Annotated in this window: 13 protein-coding genes, 1 tRNA gene and 1 riboswitch; of the genes, 8 read left to right on the top strand and 6 right to left on the bottom strand. The window is 30.6% G+C overall.

Annotated features, from left to right (window positions below):
- Window positions 1–249: 249 nt before the first annotated feature.
- Window positions 250–1,737 carry a stage V sporulation protein B gene (gene spoVB / locus JG776_RS11140; protein WP_291967521.1) on the top strand — a complete coding sequence of 496 codons (1,488 nt, stop codon included), beginning with the start codon at window positions 250–252 and terminating at the stop codon, window positions 1,735–1,737.
- Between the two features lie 452 nt (window positions 1,738–2,189).
- Here spoVB and JG776_RS11135 read toward each other — a convergent pair whose 3' ends face one another.
- Both JG776_RS11135 and JG776_RS11130 read right to left on the bottom strand, forming a co-directional pair.
- Entirely contained in the window at window positions 2,190–3,077 is an 888-nt protein-coding gene (locus JG776_RS11135; protein WP_291967519.1) for an RluA family pseudouridine synthase, read from the bottom strand.
- A gap of 2 nt (window positions 3,078–3,079) precedes the next feature.
- Window positions 3,080–4,117: a hypothetical protein gene (locus JG776_RS11130; RefSeq protein WP_291967517.1), complete on the bottom strand. Its 1,038-nt coding sequence runs from the start codon at window positions 4,115–4,117 to the stop codon at window positions 3,080–3,082.
- Window positions 4,118–4,269: 152 nt separating this feature from the next.
- Here JG776_RS11130 and JG776_RS11125 point away from each other — a divergent pair, with 152 nt between their 5' ends.
- Window positions 4,270–5,232: an RluA family pseudouridine synthase gene (locus tag JG776_RS11125; RefSeq protein ID WP_291967515.1), complete on the top strand. Its 963-nt coding sequence runs from the start codon at window positions 4,270–4,272 to the stop codon at window positions 5,230–5,232.
- A gap of 35 nt (window positions 5,233–5,267) precedes the next feature.
- On the opposite strand, the gene JG776_RS12450 is transcribed toward JG776_RS11125, so the two are convergent.
- Complete coding sequence (locus JG776_RS12450) at window positions 5,268–5,570, bottom strand: iron-sulfur cluster assembly accessory protein (RefSeq protein ID WP_366934206.1); 303 nt, start codon at window positions 5,568–5,570, stop codon at window positions 5,268–5,270.
- 330 nt (window positions 5,571–5,900) lie between these two features.
- Window positions 5,901–6,401, bottom strand: a complete 501-nt coding sequence (locus JG776_RS11115) for a nitroreductase family protein (RefSeq protein ID WP_291967513.1) — start codon at window positions 6,399–6,401, stop codon at window positions 5,901–5,903.
- A 117-nt stretch (window positions 6,402–6,518) separates the two neighbouring features.
- Between JG776_RS11115 and JG776_RS11110 the strand changes: the two genes are divergently transcribed.
- From JG776_RS11110 to JG776_RS11095, 4 genes are all read left to right on the top strand, one after another.
- Entirely contained in the window at window positions 6,519–7,295 is a 777-nt protein-coding gene (locus JG776_RS11110) for a hydrogenase small subunit (protein ID WP_291967511.1), read from the top strand.
- Window positions 7,296–8,594 (top strand): nickel-dependent hydrogenase large subunit, encoded by a 1,299-nt coding sequence (locus tag JG776_RS11105; protein WP_291967509.1) that lies wholly within the window; start codon window positions 7,296–7,298, stop codon window positions 8,592–8,594.
- Window positions 8,569–8,964 carry a hydrogenase maturation protease gene (locus JG776_RS11100; protein WP_291967507.1) on the top strand — a complete coding sequence of 132 codons (396 nt, stop codon included), beginning with the start codon at window positions 8,569–8,571 and terminating at the stop codon, window positions 8,962–8,964. The genes JG776_RS11105 and JG776_RS11100 overlap by 26 nt, the downstream gene beginning before the upstream one ends.
- Window positions 8,965–9,051: 87 nt before the next feature.
- Window positions 9,052–10,794 carry a phosphoenolpyruvate carboxykinase gene (locus JG776_RS11095; protein WP_291967505.1) on the top strand — a complete coding sequence of 581 codons (1,743 nt, stop codon included), beginning with the start codon at window positions 9,052–9,054 and terminating at the stop codon, window positions 10,792–10,794.
- Window positions 10,795–10,872: 78 nt separating this feature from the next.
- Here the strand turns inward: JG776_RS11095 and thiT are convergent, their stop codons facing one another.
- Complete coding sequence (gene thiT, locus JG776_RS11090) at window positions 10,873–11,508, bottom strand: energy-coupled thiamine transporter ThiT (protein ID WP_291967503.1); 636 nt, start codon at window positions 11,506–11,508, stop codon at window positions 10,873–10,875.
- A gap of 34 nt (window positions 11,509–11,542) precedes the next feature.
- Window positions 11,543–11,644, bottom strand: a riboswitch (TPP riboswitch).
- A 157-nt stretch (window positions 11,645–11,801) separates the two neighbouring features.
- On the opposite strand from thiT, the gene JG776_RS11085 reads away from it, so the two are divergent.
- Window positions 11,802–11,877: transfer RNA gene (locus JG776_RS11085), tRNA-Pro, on the top strand.
- A 54-nt stretch (window positions 11,878–11,931) separates the two neighbouring features.
- Here JG776_RS11085 and ndk read toward each other — a convergent pair.
- Window positions 11,932–12,330 carry a nucleoside-diphosphate kinase gene (gene ndk, locus JG776_RS11080; RefSeq protein WP_291967501.1) on the bottom strand — a complete coding sequence of 133 codons (399 nt, stop codon included), beginning with the start codon at window positions 12,328–12,330 and terminating at the stop codon, window positions 11,932–11,934.
- 275 nt (window positions 12,331–12,605) lie between these two features.
- On the opposite strand from ndk, the gene JG776_RS11075 reads away from it, so the two are divergent.
- The gene (locus JG776_RS11075) at window positions 12,606–13,343 is read left to right on the top strand and encodes an HD domain-containing protein (RefSeq protein ID WP_291967499.1); all 738 of its coding nucleotides are present in this window, start codon (window positions 12,606–12,608) and stop codon (window positions 13,341–13,343) included.
- The last annotated feature ends 248 nt before the right edge of the window (window positions 13,344–13,591 follow it).

Genomic DNA, 13,591 nt, shown 5'->3' with positions numbered 1-13,591 from the left:
GTGCCGAGCCGAGCGGCCATCAGGACGATGGCATCGCGAGGGTAGGACTTTTTCAAACAAAGAAAAGCTTAGAATTGCTTGGCGAAATGAACGAATGCCTTAAAATCCTTCATGGGGCTAATCAATATATAACTTTTTCAACAGCCTGAGTGCCGCTTATAATAGCGGCACTTTTAAATTCTATTTTTCATAATAAAAAAAATTACACCATATTAATATAGTATGTAAAAATGTTTTTAGGGGTGTAAAATGCGTTCTAAATTTTTTATAAACACTTTTATATTAACCTTATCAAACATATTAACTGGTGCACTTGCCTTTTTATTTACCGTAATTTTATCTCGAGAAATAGGCTCTAAAGGAATGGGTCTTTACCAACTTGTATCACCTCTTTATACTATGTTTCTCTTCTTTACAGGTGGAGGAGTTACAGTTTCTATATCTAAAATTAGTGCTGAAAAAAAGGCATTGGGTAAAACACGTGAACTATACAATACAATTAAAGTTACCTGCATATTTGAAATTATTTGGTCAGTTTTCATAACCATTATTCTTATTATTTTATCAAGTTTTGTTTCAAAAAATATATTAAATGATGATAGAACTCAACTTAGCATACTCTGCTTCTGTCCCGCACTAATAATAGTTTCAATTTCTTCTATATTTAAAGGAGTTTTTTATGGATATCAAAGAGTAGTAGAACCTGCCATAATCGATGTTTTAGAAAAGACAATTAGAATACTTAGCATATATCTATTAATTCAAATTTTTAAGGGATATGATATAAATATTAAATCAGCTGCTGCTTATATTTCTCTTTCTATAGGTGAATTATCAAGTTTACTCTTTTTAATTTTATGCTTTATAAATTTTAAACGCAAAAATCCCCCAATGGGTAAATCAGATAACAGCCTTCAGCTTTTATTTAACCTTTTAAAACTATCAATTCCTCTTGCACTAAACGGAATTTTATCCACAATGTTTAGTTCTATAATTGCAATATTAATTCCTAAAAGGCTACATATTGCAGGTATACCCTATGAAGAATCAATTTCTATGCTTGGTAAGCTTCAGGGTATGGCTATGAACGTTGTATTTTTCCCTGCTATAATAATTTCTTCCTTAAGTACCATATTGATTCCTTCTCTTTCTGAAGGAATAACCTTCAAAAACTATAAAATATTAAATCACAGAATTAACTCTACTATTAAATTTACTATGGCTGTTGCCTTTGCATCCTGTTCAATTTTTTTAAACTCATCAAAAGAATTATCAATGCTTATATATAAAGATTCATCAGTTGGAAGTTTAATATATTATTTGGCCTTTGGTTTACCGATTGTATATTTTGAAATCCTTAGTTTTTCAATATTAAATGGATTAGGACGACAATTTAATTTATTAATTAATTCAATATTTGTTTCTATTATTGATATCACGTTAATCTATTTTTTAATGGCAATACCAAGCATAAATATATATGGATATTGTATTAATTTTGTTATATCAGCCCTCATAGGTTTAATTTTAAATATGAAAAGTATTTATAAAACTCTTCAGTCGTTCAATTTTGATTTTTATAAGAATATAATTATACCTCTTCTTATTGGAATACTTATTTATATCTTAGGTTCAATACTTAAAACTCTTCTTTCTGTACAGCTTTTTATATTGATATGCTATATGCTCTATGGAATAATTTTTATTACTATACAAAAATTAAGCTTCTCCAAATAAAAGGGGGAAGCTTTTATTTTTATGTATAAACTTTGGATTTCAGCAAAAAATACAAATAGAATTTTTAAAAGGAGGTGTTCCTATGTACAATTTAACTCCAAATATCGGATGGGGCTGGTGGCTACTTTTACATATAATAGCAATACCATTACTTCTATATTGGGGTGCATCAATGAGACGAAATAAAGGAATAGAATAGAAAGGAGAATGATTTATGTATACACCAAGAATGGGCTGGACTTATTGGATTATACTTCATCTTATTGCTATACCACTTACAGTTTATATTGGAACATTCTTTAAAAATAGAGAAAGAGTTAAATAACAAAAAAGAAGAGCGAGTGCAAGCGGCTCTGCCACTTTTTCTCAACGCGCATCTCGCTCTTCCTACCTTATTTAAATTATACTATACAATTTGTTCTAATTCAACGAAAAATTATATACAATTTACTTCATTTTTCGATATTATTAATCAAACTTTTTATATCATCTGGTATATCTGCCACAACTTCAATTATATTTTCTTCTCTAATACTCTTAAATCTTAATTTATATGCGTGAAGTGCCTGCCTATTAATCAATGAACTCTCTTTTCCATATAAGGTATCTCCAACTAATGGATGGCCTATATGACTAAAATGTACTCTTATCTGATGGGTTTTTCCAGTTTCAAGCCTTATTAAAACTACACTAATATCCTTTGAAGATTTCAATACTTCATAGTGAGTAACTGCTCTTTGCCCTGACTCTAAAACTTCTCTTTTTATCGAATCCATTGATGGCCTATCTATTGGTAAATCAATAGTACCTTTACCCTCCATATATCCTTCTACAACAGCAATATAATATTTTTCCACCTCATTCCTGTCCATTTTATTAGCCATCTGCTGGTGTGCAAATTGACTTTTTGCAATCATAACAAGCCCCGAAGTATCTCTATCTAACCTATTAACAAGTCTTACTATTGAACTTTGATTTGTATTTTTAAAATAATTCATAACAGCATTTGAAAGAGTTCCGGTTGGATGTCCCTTTGTAGGATGTACAACCATAAAGGGTGGTTTATTAACAATTAATAAGTCTGTATCTTCATAAACAACATCAATAGGAATGTCCTCTGGAAGTATATCTTGGCTTTCTTCTGCTTCTAATATAACTTCAATCATATCACCTAAATTTAAAACATAATCCATTTTTACTGACTTATCATTTACTAATATATTACCCTTCCTTGAAAGTTTACGAATCAGCCTTGTTGACATACTTTTTTCATATTTTAAATAATTTGATATCTTAATGCCTACTTCATTATCTTTTACCTTAAAAACTAACTTATTCATACTCACTCTCCTTGTAATATAAATTTAGCCTTTGTAATCTCCTCTGCAATCCTTATTATATCACCAAAACTTTGTTTTTCACCACAAATTTCATATACTATATTGTCCTTAACCCATTTAATAAATACAACCGAACTATTCTCTATTATTAAAACATCTATATTACCCATTTTAGCATTCGGATTAAAATTCATTTTCCCTACCCATTCACTTAATATTATTCTTTTGTTGTTTACAATATATACAACCGTTAAACAAGGATTGCTATCTGGAGGACTAACCGAAATATAGGTTGGTGCATAATTTAACGGAAGTTGTTCTTTAAAATTTAAATACTTTCTTGCCTCTTGTATTGTTTCAAAATGCTTGGCTAAATATCCATCATCAACTATTTCAACCTTTGGCAAACTGTCTATTTCAAATATTTCCTTTTCTATATTTTCATTTACTATCTCATAAATGTATTCACTCTTTTCTACTACTTGCCCATTAATAAAATATTCCTCCTTTATAGGTAACAAAATCCCATTTATTTGTGAAATCCATATTTTATGCATATAATTGTTTTGATCTATGTTATTCTTAATACCAAGAACTTCGATTTTTAAATTGTTTTTTTCTTCATATCCAAAAAACTCATATCTTCCTGAGTTTACCACATCCATTACCTTTTTTACTATTTCCACTACATATGGTTCATTTTGAGGAAACGCTTGTTTTACTCTAATCTTGTTGGTTACATCATCATAATAGTAGTGTTTTTCATTATTATATATCTCTATTGTTTTACCTTCACTCACCGTATCTATCCTTAACTTATATGGATAAACAAAATAAACATCTTGATGTTTTTCAAATTTGCCTTGACTTTCACTAAAACTTTCTGTCAATACGTGATATTTTATCGATTTTAAAACAACATTTTCACTTTTATTAACCTTTGAAGTGAATACAAGGTTAATAGCTGTCCTATAATAATTTATGTATGAAATGCATACTATAAAAATTATTATCATAATTCTAATTATTTTATTTTTCATATAACCACCAAAAATATTTTTTAATAATATATATGAATCAAATTTAAAAAATTTATCCAAATACAAAAATTAAATACTCTTTTAATTTTTTTGTTGACTTATGACGATAATATATATAATATAAATTGTACTATAAATTTAGAGGTGATGTTATGAAGGAAATTATTATAACTAAAAACGAAGCTGGTCAGAGACTTGATAAATTCCTAAGGAAATATTTAAAGGATATGTCACTTGGAGCTATATATAAATCAATAAGAAAAGGGGAAATAAAAATAAATAATAAGAAACAGAGTGAAAAGTACATATTAAATGAAGGAGACATTTTAAATTTTAATATTGAAATAAATACAGCTAAAAATAAAGAACCTAAAAAGTTTTTAGAAATTGATTATGATTTTAAAGTTGCCTATGAAGATGAAAATATATTAATTGTTGAAAAAAGACCTAATCAATTAGTTCATCCAGATGAAGGAAATGAAATAACCTTAACAGATGAGGTATGGGCATACCTTTATGATAAGGGTGAATACAATCCTGATGAAGAAAAAACCTTTGCACCATCACCCTGCAATAGATTGGATAGAAACACAGAAGGTCTCGTTATTTTTGCAAAAAACTATGATTCACTAAAACAAATAAATGAAGCAATAAGATTAGGTGGAATACAAAAGATATATACCGCATTAGTTAAAGGCAAAATAGCAACTGGAGAATACATAGGATATATAACAAAAAACGAAAGAACTAATAAAGTAATGATATTAGATAAAAGAGTAAAAAACTCGAAGGAAATAATAACCAAAATATTGAATGTAGAATCTGTTGGTATTGCTTCGGTTATTGAAATTGATTTAGTGACAGGAAGAAGTCATCAGATAAGAGCTCATCTATCATATTTAGGTAATCCTATAGTTGGTGATCCAAAGTATGGAAACAGAAAGTTTAATAGTTTCTTCTTCAACAAATTTGGATTAAACCATCAACTTCTTGTTGCAAATAAATTAATATTTAAAAATATCGGTGGAAATTTAAAATATCTTGAGGATAAAGTAGTTACAATGAACTTACCACCATTATTTAAAAAGATTAAAAACGACCTTTTCAAGTTCTAAAAAAGTGCCATAAAATTTTATGGCACTTTTTTTCATTAGCAGGAACATCCACCTCTTGAATATAGCTGATCAACAACAAACCTCTTTCCAAAGAAAGAATTTCTGTAGTCAATTATAAAGCCCCTTGTATACCTTGAAAGCTCCTTATCAAATAAAACTTTAACTCCTTCAACTTCATAAACATTATCAGTATTCTTTTGCTCATCCAGAGCTAAACCAAAACTTGGGCCACCTCATCCAACACCTGCAATATAAACTCTAACTCCAATATTTTGGTCCTTTCCTTCTAACTTTTTCTTTAATTCCTCAGCAGCAGACTGAGTAATCTTTATTTCCATATTTCCACCTCCATATATACCCTATATAGGTATTTATACTATATTATATTATATTATCATTTAGAATAAATGTAAACAATTTTTATTTTTCTGTTTTGTTTTTTTCGTGCTCCTCCAGAGCACGCTCATTATAATATGGATTTACACCTCATCCACATCCAGTTCTATAAATATTTCCTGATTCTTTATAATCTTTATAAATTTCTTTAATTAGTTTTTTAAATTTTTCAAGTATTTCCATTATGTCACCCCCCTATACCATACATAGGTATTATAACATATAAAATAAGTAAACAAAAGGTGACTATCACCTTTTGTTTACTTATTTAATTACCATTTATTATAATGTACTCTGTTTTCATCATATCTGTCTGCTTCATCCTTATATTCATCTGGATAACCTACTGCAACTATTGAAAAAGGAACTATATTTGATGGTAGTCCAAACATTTTAACTATTTCATTTACTCTGGTCTCATTTGGATATACTCCAATCCATACAGTTCCAAGCCCTAAACTTACTGCCTCTAAAAGTATATTTTGTGTGGATGCTGATAAATCTTGTACCCAAAAACCCTCATATTTTTCCTTTGTTAAATCAGCACACACAAGTATTGCAACTGGTGCCTCCTTAAGCATTGTAGCGTGAGGGTGTGTATTTGCAATATTATTTAAAATATTTCTGTCATCTATAACTATGTAGTGCCAAGGCTGTTCGTTTCCTGCTGATGGTGCAGCCATAGCTGCATGCAATAGTTCATCAATCTTTTCCTTCTCTACAGGTTTTGATTGATATTTTCTTATACTTCTTCTCTTGAAAATTTCATCCATAGTATCACTCCTTCCTATAATTTATTTTTTCTCACAAAGTTTTTACTATACCTTGAATATATTTACTTCCACATTTCATAAAATCTATTAGATATTTTTAAAAAAAGGAGAATTAATATGAATCTTATTTGGCTTGAAACTAATGGATGTTCAGGAAACATTATATCATTTTTAAACAGCGAAAATCCCTCCTTTGAATTTATAAAACAAAGGGTAAACATAACCTTCAGCAACAGCGAAATGTACCCATTTGGAACAAAGGCTATGGATGCTTTCTTTGATACTATAGAAAAGGGAGGCTACATTCTTGTTGTGGAGGGAGCTATTTCTACAAAGGACAACGGAAATTATAACATAATCGGCTACTACAATGACAAATATATAACTGCACTTGAAGCTGTGAAAGTTGCTTCTGAAAATGCTAAGTTTATCATTTCAGCTGGTACCTGTTCCTGTTTTGGTGGGATTTCTGCCGCATTCCCAAATATTTCTGAATCAAAGGCATTGAGCGAAGTAATTCCTAACAAAAAAATAATAAAGATGCCTGGCTGTCCTGTATCTGGAAACTGGATGGCATCTCTACTATTAAATCTTATCGAAGGAAATCAAATAGAATTAGACCCAATAGGAAGACCTATCTACCTCTATGGAAATACAGTCCACGATTTTTGTGAGAGAAGAACCTTTTTTGAAAGAAATATATTTGCTAAAAGAGTTGGAGACGTAGGTTGCTACTTAAAGATTGGATGCGTTGGTCCCTCAACTAAGGCACCCTGTCCATATACAAGATGGAATGGATATATAAAGTGGCCAATTGGTGTAAATTCACCTTGTATTGGTTGTTCTTCAAAGGATTTCCCTAACTATACATTATTTAAGGAGGATGAAGTGTAAATGGAAATAGTTTTAAGTCCTATAACCAGAATAAGTGGTTTTTTAACAATAATAGCACAGGTAGATGACAATATTGTTGTAGATGCTAAGTGTAAAGGAACAATGTTTAGAGGATTTGAAAAATTACTTATAGATAAACATCCTCTTGATGCAGTTTATTTGACACAGAGAATATGCGGTATTTGCTCTTCTGCCCACAGTATTGCATCAAGTCGTGCTCTTGAGGATTGTTCTTCACTAATAGTTGATTATAACAGCAAAATTATTAGGAACATTATACACGGTTTTGACATACTCCAAAACCATATTAGACAATTTTATTTATTTTCCATACCCGATTTTGTAAATATAGAAACAGAAAACTTTAAAAGCAAAGTTCCAAGAGATTTAGAAATAAAAATAAGCGATAATTATATTAAATCCCTATATTATTCAACTTTAGCTCATCAGGGATTAAGTATATTAGGTGGAAAAGCTCCACATAATCACGCAATTGTTTTTGGAGGAGTTACAACAAAACTTAATCAATATGAATATTCAAAGGCAGTTGAAATAGCTGATGAACTCTTGAGTTTTTGTCAATATATGCTTGAGGACTATTATATTATAGAAAAATATTATAATGAATATTTTGATATTGGTGATTCTGGTAGTAACTATTTAAGCTTCGGACTATTTGATGACACTCCTGAGTTTAGTATATGTAGCAGTGGAGTTTTAATCAATAAAAAATACAATGAATTAAACCTAAACGATATAGAGGAATATGAAGTAATAGATGATATTTCTTTTATAAAGGCTCCAAGATATTTAAATCAATCTATTGAGGTAGGTCCTCTATCCAGAAATTGTATCAAAAACGGATGGGTTAAAAGTTCTACCTTAAGTCGAATTAAATCAAGGGTTTATGAAGCAAAATCTATTGCAGAAAATGTAAAAAATATGCTCAAGGAGGTATCAATAAATAAAAACACCATAAGCAAAGATGTATTAGATGGAACCGGAATAGGTACTACAGATACAATAAGAGGTGCTCTTTACCATAGCGTAGAGATTCAAAATAAAAAAATAAATCAATATAATATAATAACACCATCAGCATTTAACCTATCACCTACATATAATGGTATTAAAGGTCCTCTTGAAAGAGCTCTTATTGGGACTTATATTGAAGACACTTCAAATCCAATTGAAATTATAAGAACCGTTCACTCCTTTGACCCCTGTGTATCTTGTGCAACTCACTTAGTAAGTAAAGATGGAGTGTTATTAAATGAAAACCATTTTGTGCATAGGTAATATTCTGATGCAGGATGATGGGATAGGTATTGTAATTGGACATATACTTAAAAAAAAGGGAATAGACTGTATAATATGTGAAACAGATATCGCCTATATAAACGATTTATTAAATGAATTTGACGACGTAATTATAGTAGATGCCATCGACTTTAATCTACCTGCAGGAAGATCTATTATAATACCTCAATTTGAATATAAACCTCTTTATAACTTTCATCATGATATATTATTTTACAAAAATAAAAAAATAACACTATATGGAATACAAGTTGAATCTATAGGAATAAGCATAAGTATATCAAAAAGCTTGCGTTCTAATCTTAAGTTATATGTAGATGAAATCATAAAACTTTATAAATCTAAATAAAATATCTATTAAATCATTGACAAGCACTAAATAATAATTGTATAATAATTGCAAGATTCAATTTCGAAACTTTCACGGAGGTCTTTTATGTATAAGTCATTTTCATTAAGCAACAACAAAGCAATGATCAACTTTTCTTCCTACTACTGCGACTCCTACGAAAAGGTGCTCGATAGCGAAGGATTTTGTAAGGTATTATCCTCATATCTTTCAAAATCCAAAAATGCAAATACTAAAACCTACAGATTTATATCAGATAAATTAGGCACTGATGACCTAACAATTATAAACAAAGAAGTTATCTCACTTTTTAAATTACTTTCTATTATGAACCTTGATGAAATAATAAAAATAAACGAAAAATACAACACATTTTCAAATTATAAAGATGAACTTATTGATTTTGTTGAAGACCTATATAGATACTGGCGTAAGATTGAAAGATACACACTAATATTTAACAATAAAATAACCGAAGGACTTGAAAAAACTCGCTTTATTGAGGCAAACCAAGATTTTTCTAATTTAATTCTATCACTATATAGAAAAGTTGAAGAAAATATACTGCAAATAACCCCAAATGTATATAGACAACTCCCAGCAGGAGGCAACGCAGGCCTTGTTTTAAGCAATAATGACTGGAAAATTCCCCCTCTGTATGAGCCACTAAAGAACATTCCTTTTATTGAAAATATCTTGCTTGATCCCCCCTTCATTGTATATCCTAAGAAGAACAAGCGAGAAGGAACATTTAAGGAAGTATTTGAAAATCCAATAAAAGATTGCAAGGTTACAACAAGGCACTGGTTTTGCTTTCCTGCTAAAGTTGGGGATTTATTAGCCTATATCTATTTTCATAGAGATTTTATGTCTCACGGAATTTCACTTTGCAATTTGTTTGAAATTGCAAAAAAGGAAGAATACCAAGGTAAAAAACCGGATATAGTATATGTATTTGGTGCAAGATGCAACTCTAATGAAACAAAAAACGTATTTTATAATGATATAGAAAACGACATTATGCTTGGTTTAGTTTCTTATAGCGATGAGATAGATTACTTTGGATATATGAAGAAGATGACATTAACTCTTCATAATTTAATTATGCTAAAGAGGGGTTATCTACCACTACACGGAGCTATGGCAAATATTACATTAAAAAACGGCAAGCAGGCTAATGTAATTCTTATTGGAGATAGTGGTGCTGGTAAATCTGAAACCCTTGAGGCTATTAGAAATCTTAAAGCAAACTTTGTAAGTGAGCTATCTATAATATTTGATGATATGGGAACAATTAGACTAAAGAATGATGATATTCTTGCCTATGGTACTGAAATAGGTGCCTTTGTAAGACTTGATGACCTTGACCAAGGTTATGCCTTCAAAGAAATAGATAGAAGTATTTTTATGAATCCTGATAAAACAAATGCAAGACTTATAATACCAGTATCAAGCTATAAGGAAATTATAAAAGGCCAAAAAGTTGATTTATTCTTATATGCCAATAATTATGATAAGGTTGAGGATGGCAATTCTATAGAATTATTTACTGATGTTGAAAAGGCAATAGATGTTTTTAAATCAGGTAAAAGGCTTGCAAAAGGAACAACAAATGAAGTAGGTCTTGTCTCATCATACTTCGCAAACCCATTTGGACCACTTCAATGGCAAGATAGATCTGACGAATTAATTGAAATATATTTTAAAACCCTATTTGATAAAGGAATAAAGGTTGGTCAAATAAAAACACAGCTTGGAATAAAAGGTTTAGAAAAGGAAGGACCAACCCTTGCTGCAAAAGCTTTATTTGAATTAATAAATAACCTATAAGAGTTTCCCCTTCATGCGATTTATATAAAACAGAAGAATCCGTGAACATATTTTGTTCACGGATTCTTTGTAATTTAATCAACATCTTTCAGTAGATAGCCTATTTATTGCATTTTTAAATTGTGGTATAAACCCTATTACAATGCATAAAATAAGGTCTGGTAATAGATAAGTTAAATTATATACTAATGAATATATCAATACATTTTGTCCTTCAGGTGCATAGGAAGCAAAGAATATAACCCCTGAAATTACGTGGAAGAACAGCCTTCCAACCCCTCCTAACACCATACCAACAGGTATATTTTTTCTTGATAAACCAGCAAGCCCTAACGCTCCAAAGGCAAGTGGATAGTCTATTATAACCTGTGCCCAATGAACAATATAAGGCTCTTGTATAAATTGAAGTATCCCATAAATTGCACCTACAATTACTCCATCCTTCACTCCATAAGTATATGCAAATATAAAAAGAGGTATTAAACTTCCAAGTGTTATAGAACCACCTTGTGGAAGTTTAAAAATCTTAATGTAGGATAACACAAAGGAAAGGGCAATACATAGACTTGCTGTTGTTATTTTTCTTGTATCAAATTTCTTCTCCTTAGTATTAGATTTGTTTAGATAGATTGATGCAACGGCAATAAGCACCAACGCCCCAAGAATTGCCCAAACATAGGGCTTAATCTTTAAAAGTCCTTCAAAAAATTGCATAAAAAAACCTCCTTTTTTTTCTACAGACGCAAAAAGGAGTACTTTTCCGCTTCCCTTCGCTGGCATTACCCAGTTCAGGTTCTAAGGGTCGAAGGTTTTACCTTCCTCTCAGCCTAAGGCTCCCCCAGCGTCTGAGATATTTTTTTCAATATAATTATACTATTCTGACGGTTAAAATACAACTAATATCTCTAAAAATTGTATTTAATCATAAAATAAGATACAAGGGAATTTATTCTAATAAGTATTGATTTATTTTAAAATTAGATTTATAATATATGTGTCAAATATATCTGGGTGTGGCGCAGATGGTAGCGCGCAAGAATGGGGTTCTTGAGGCCGCTGGTTCAAGTCCAGTCACCCAGACCAAAAGCCTTGGCATATGCCAAGGCTTTTTCCATCATAAATAACATCTTAGGGAAACTATTCAAACCAAAGCTTTATTTCTCTTTCAGCTGAATCTTTGCAATCAGAGGCGTGAACTAAATTATATGTATCTTTATATGCAAAATCCCCTCTTATTGTTCCAGGCAGTGCATCTTGATATTTTGTTGCACCATTTATATTTCTTACACATTTTATTGCATTTTCACCCTCTATTATCATAGCTATAACCATTCCAGATGTTAAGTATTTTATAAGCTCCTCAAAAAACTCCTTTCCCTTATGTTCTTCATAGTGCCTCTCCACCAATTCCCTTGTTGGAAATACAGACTTTATCGCTTTAATTTTTAGCCCCTTCATCTCATACCTTTTTATTATTTCTCCAATTAGTCCCCTTTCTACGCCATCTGGTTTAATTAAAACTAATGTTTTTTCCATTTTTATCCCTCCAACCTAATATTTATGTGTAAAGTTTATAAATTTAATGTATAATATTAACGAGGTGATTTTATGCAAAATTTATATCCAAACGAAAAAATAGAAAATCAACCTATTGTAGTAAGAAAGATTGAAAAAAAATAGGTCAAAATAATAAAGGATATTATCATCTTCAAATAAGTTCTGGTATAAAAAACTATGATGCTAAGATTTGGAACGATAGTCCTGATATTGCAGAAAAAATACTACCTGGATGCTTTGCCTATATCTCAGGTGTGGCTAAAGATTTCAAGGGAACCCTTCAAATTCATATAAATAAAATAGAAAAAATAGATAATCCAAGCCAAGAACTAATAAATAAAGTTATACCATCCTGTTATCTAAATAGCGAACAAATAGAAAAAGAACTATTTGAAATAATTGATACCATAAAAAATCAAAAAATAAAACAGCTATTAAATAATATATTTACAAACGATAATATTAAGACTTCTTTTTTAAAGAAGGCAGCAGGTGCAGAGATACATCACGCATACATAGGTGGTCTTGCACAACATACTATTGAAGTTGCAAGAATTGTAATTAATTTTACACAAATATTTCCATATGTCAACTATGATATTGCCGTAGCTTCTGCACTACTGCACGATATCGGAAAAATAATTGAGCTATCAGATTTCCCTGAAAACAAATATACAACAAGGGGAAAACTTATAGGACATATAAACATTGGAATTGAAATACTAAATAGCTTTATAGCAAAGATACAAGATTTTCCTCAAGCCTTAAGGTATGAACTTGAACACTGCATACTTTCTCACCACGGAACCTTAGAGATGGGTTCACCAGTTCTTCCTATGACTCTTGAGGCAATAGCTGTTCATAATGCAGATAAGGCAAGTGCTGAAATTAACGCCTTCCATCTTGCAATAGAAAGGGATGCAGGAACAGACGCTTGGACGGACTATAACCCAACCTACAAACGTGCTATAAAAAAATCTATAAATATATAAAAGCTAATCCATAGGATAATAGTCTTACGACTTGAAGATTTTGATAAACCTACTTTGTTAACTAAAGTATGAAAAAGCCCCATAAAAGGATTTCAATAGGCTCTTTCAAGAGCCTTAGCAATTCTTGCTTTTCGATTTTGAAAAAAGTTCGTAATTCGGCACAGGACGTGCCGAGCCGAGCGGCCATCAGGACGATGGCATCGCGAGGGTAGGACTTTTTCAAATAAAGAAAAGCTTAGAATTGCTTG

The sequence above is a fragment of the Caloramator sp. genome (genome assembly GCF_020054765.1).
GTDB lineage: Bacteria > Bacillota > Clostridia > Clostridiales > Caloramatoraceae > Thermobrachium > Thermobrachium proteoclasticum.
Note: the sequence above shows the minus strand (reverse complement) of the source record. Positions and strands in the feature narration are given on the sequence as shown.

What these genes read in the sequence shown, in the direction of transcription:
- JG776_RS11095 (WP_291967505.1), top strand. Translation starts at nt 9,052, where the DNA reads ATGTATAAGTCATTTTCATTAAGCAACAACAAAGCAATGATCAACTTT.
- ndk (WP_291967501.1), bottom strand. Translation starts at nt 12,330, where the DNA reads ATGGAAAAAACATTAGTTTTAATTAAACCAGATGGCGTAGAAAGGGGA.
- JG776_RS11110 (WP_291967511.1), top strand. Translation starts at nt 6,519, where the DNA reads ATGAATCTTATTTGGCTTGAAACTAATGGATGTTCAGGAAACATTATA.
- JG776_RS11135 (WP_291967519.1), bottom strand. Translation starts at nt 3,077, where the DNA reads ATGAATAAGTTAGTTTTTAAGGTAAAAGATAATGAAGTAGGCATTAAG.
- spoVB (WP_291967521.1), top strand. Translation starts at nt 250, where the DNA reads ATGCGTTCTAAATTTTTTATAAACACTTTTATATTAACCTTATCAAAC.
- JG776_RS11125 (WP_291967515.1), top strand. Translation starts at nt 4,270, where the DNA reads ATGAAGGAAATTATTATAACTAAAAACGAAGCTGGTCAGAGACTTGAT.
- JG776_RS11130 (WP_291967517.1), bottom strand. Translation starts at nt 4,117, where the DNA reads ATGAAAAATAAAATAATTAGAATTATGATAATAATTTTTATAGTATGC.
- JG776_RS11100 (WP_291967507.1), top strand. Translation starts at nt 8,569, where the DNA reads ATGAAAACCATTTTGTGCATAGGTAATATTCTGATGCAGGATGATGGG.
- JG776_RS11115 (WP_291967513.1), bottom strand. Translation starts at nt 6,401, where the DNA reads ATGGATGAAATTTTCAAGAGAAGAAGTATAAGAAAATATCAATCAAAA.
- JG776_RS11105 (WP_291967509.1), top strand. Translation starts at nt 7,296, where the DNA reads ATGGAAATAGTTTTAAGTCCTATAACCAGAATAAGTGGTTTTTTAACA.
- thiT (WP_291967503.1), bottom strand. Translation starts at nt 11,508, where the DNA reads ATGCAATTTTTTGAAGGACTTTTAAAGATTAAGCCCTATGTTTGGGCA.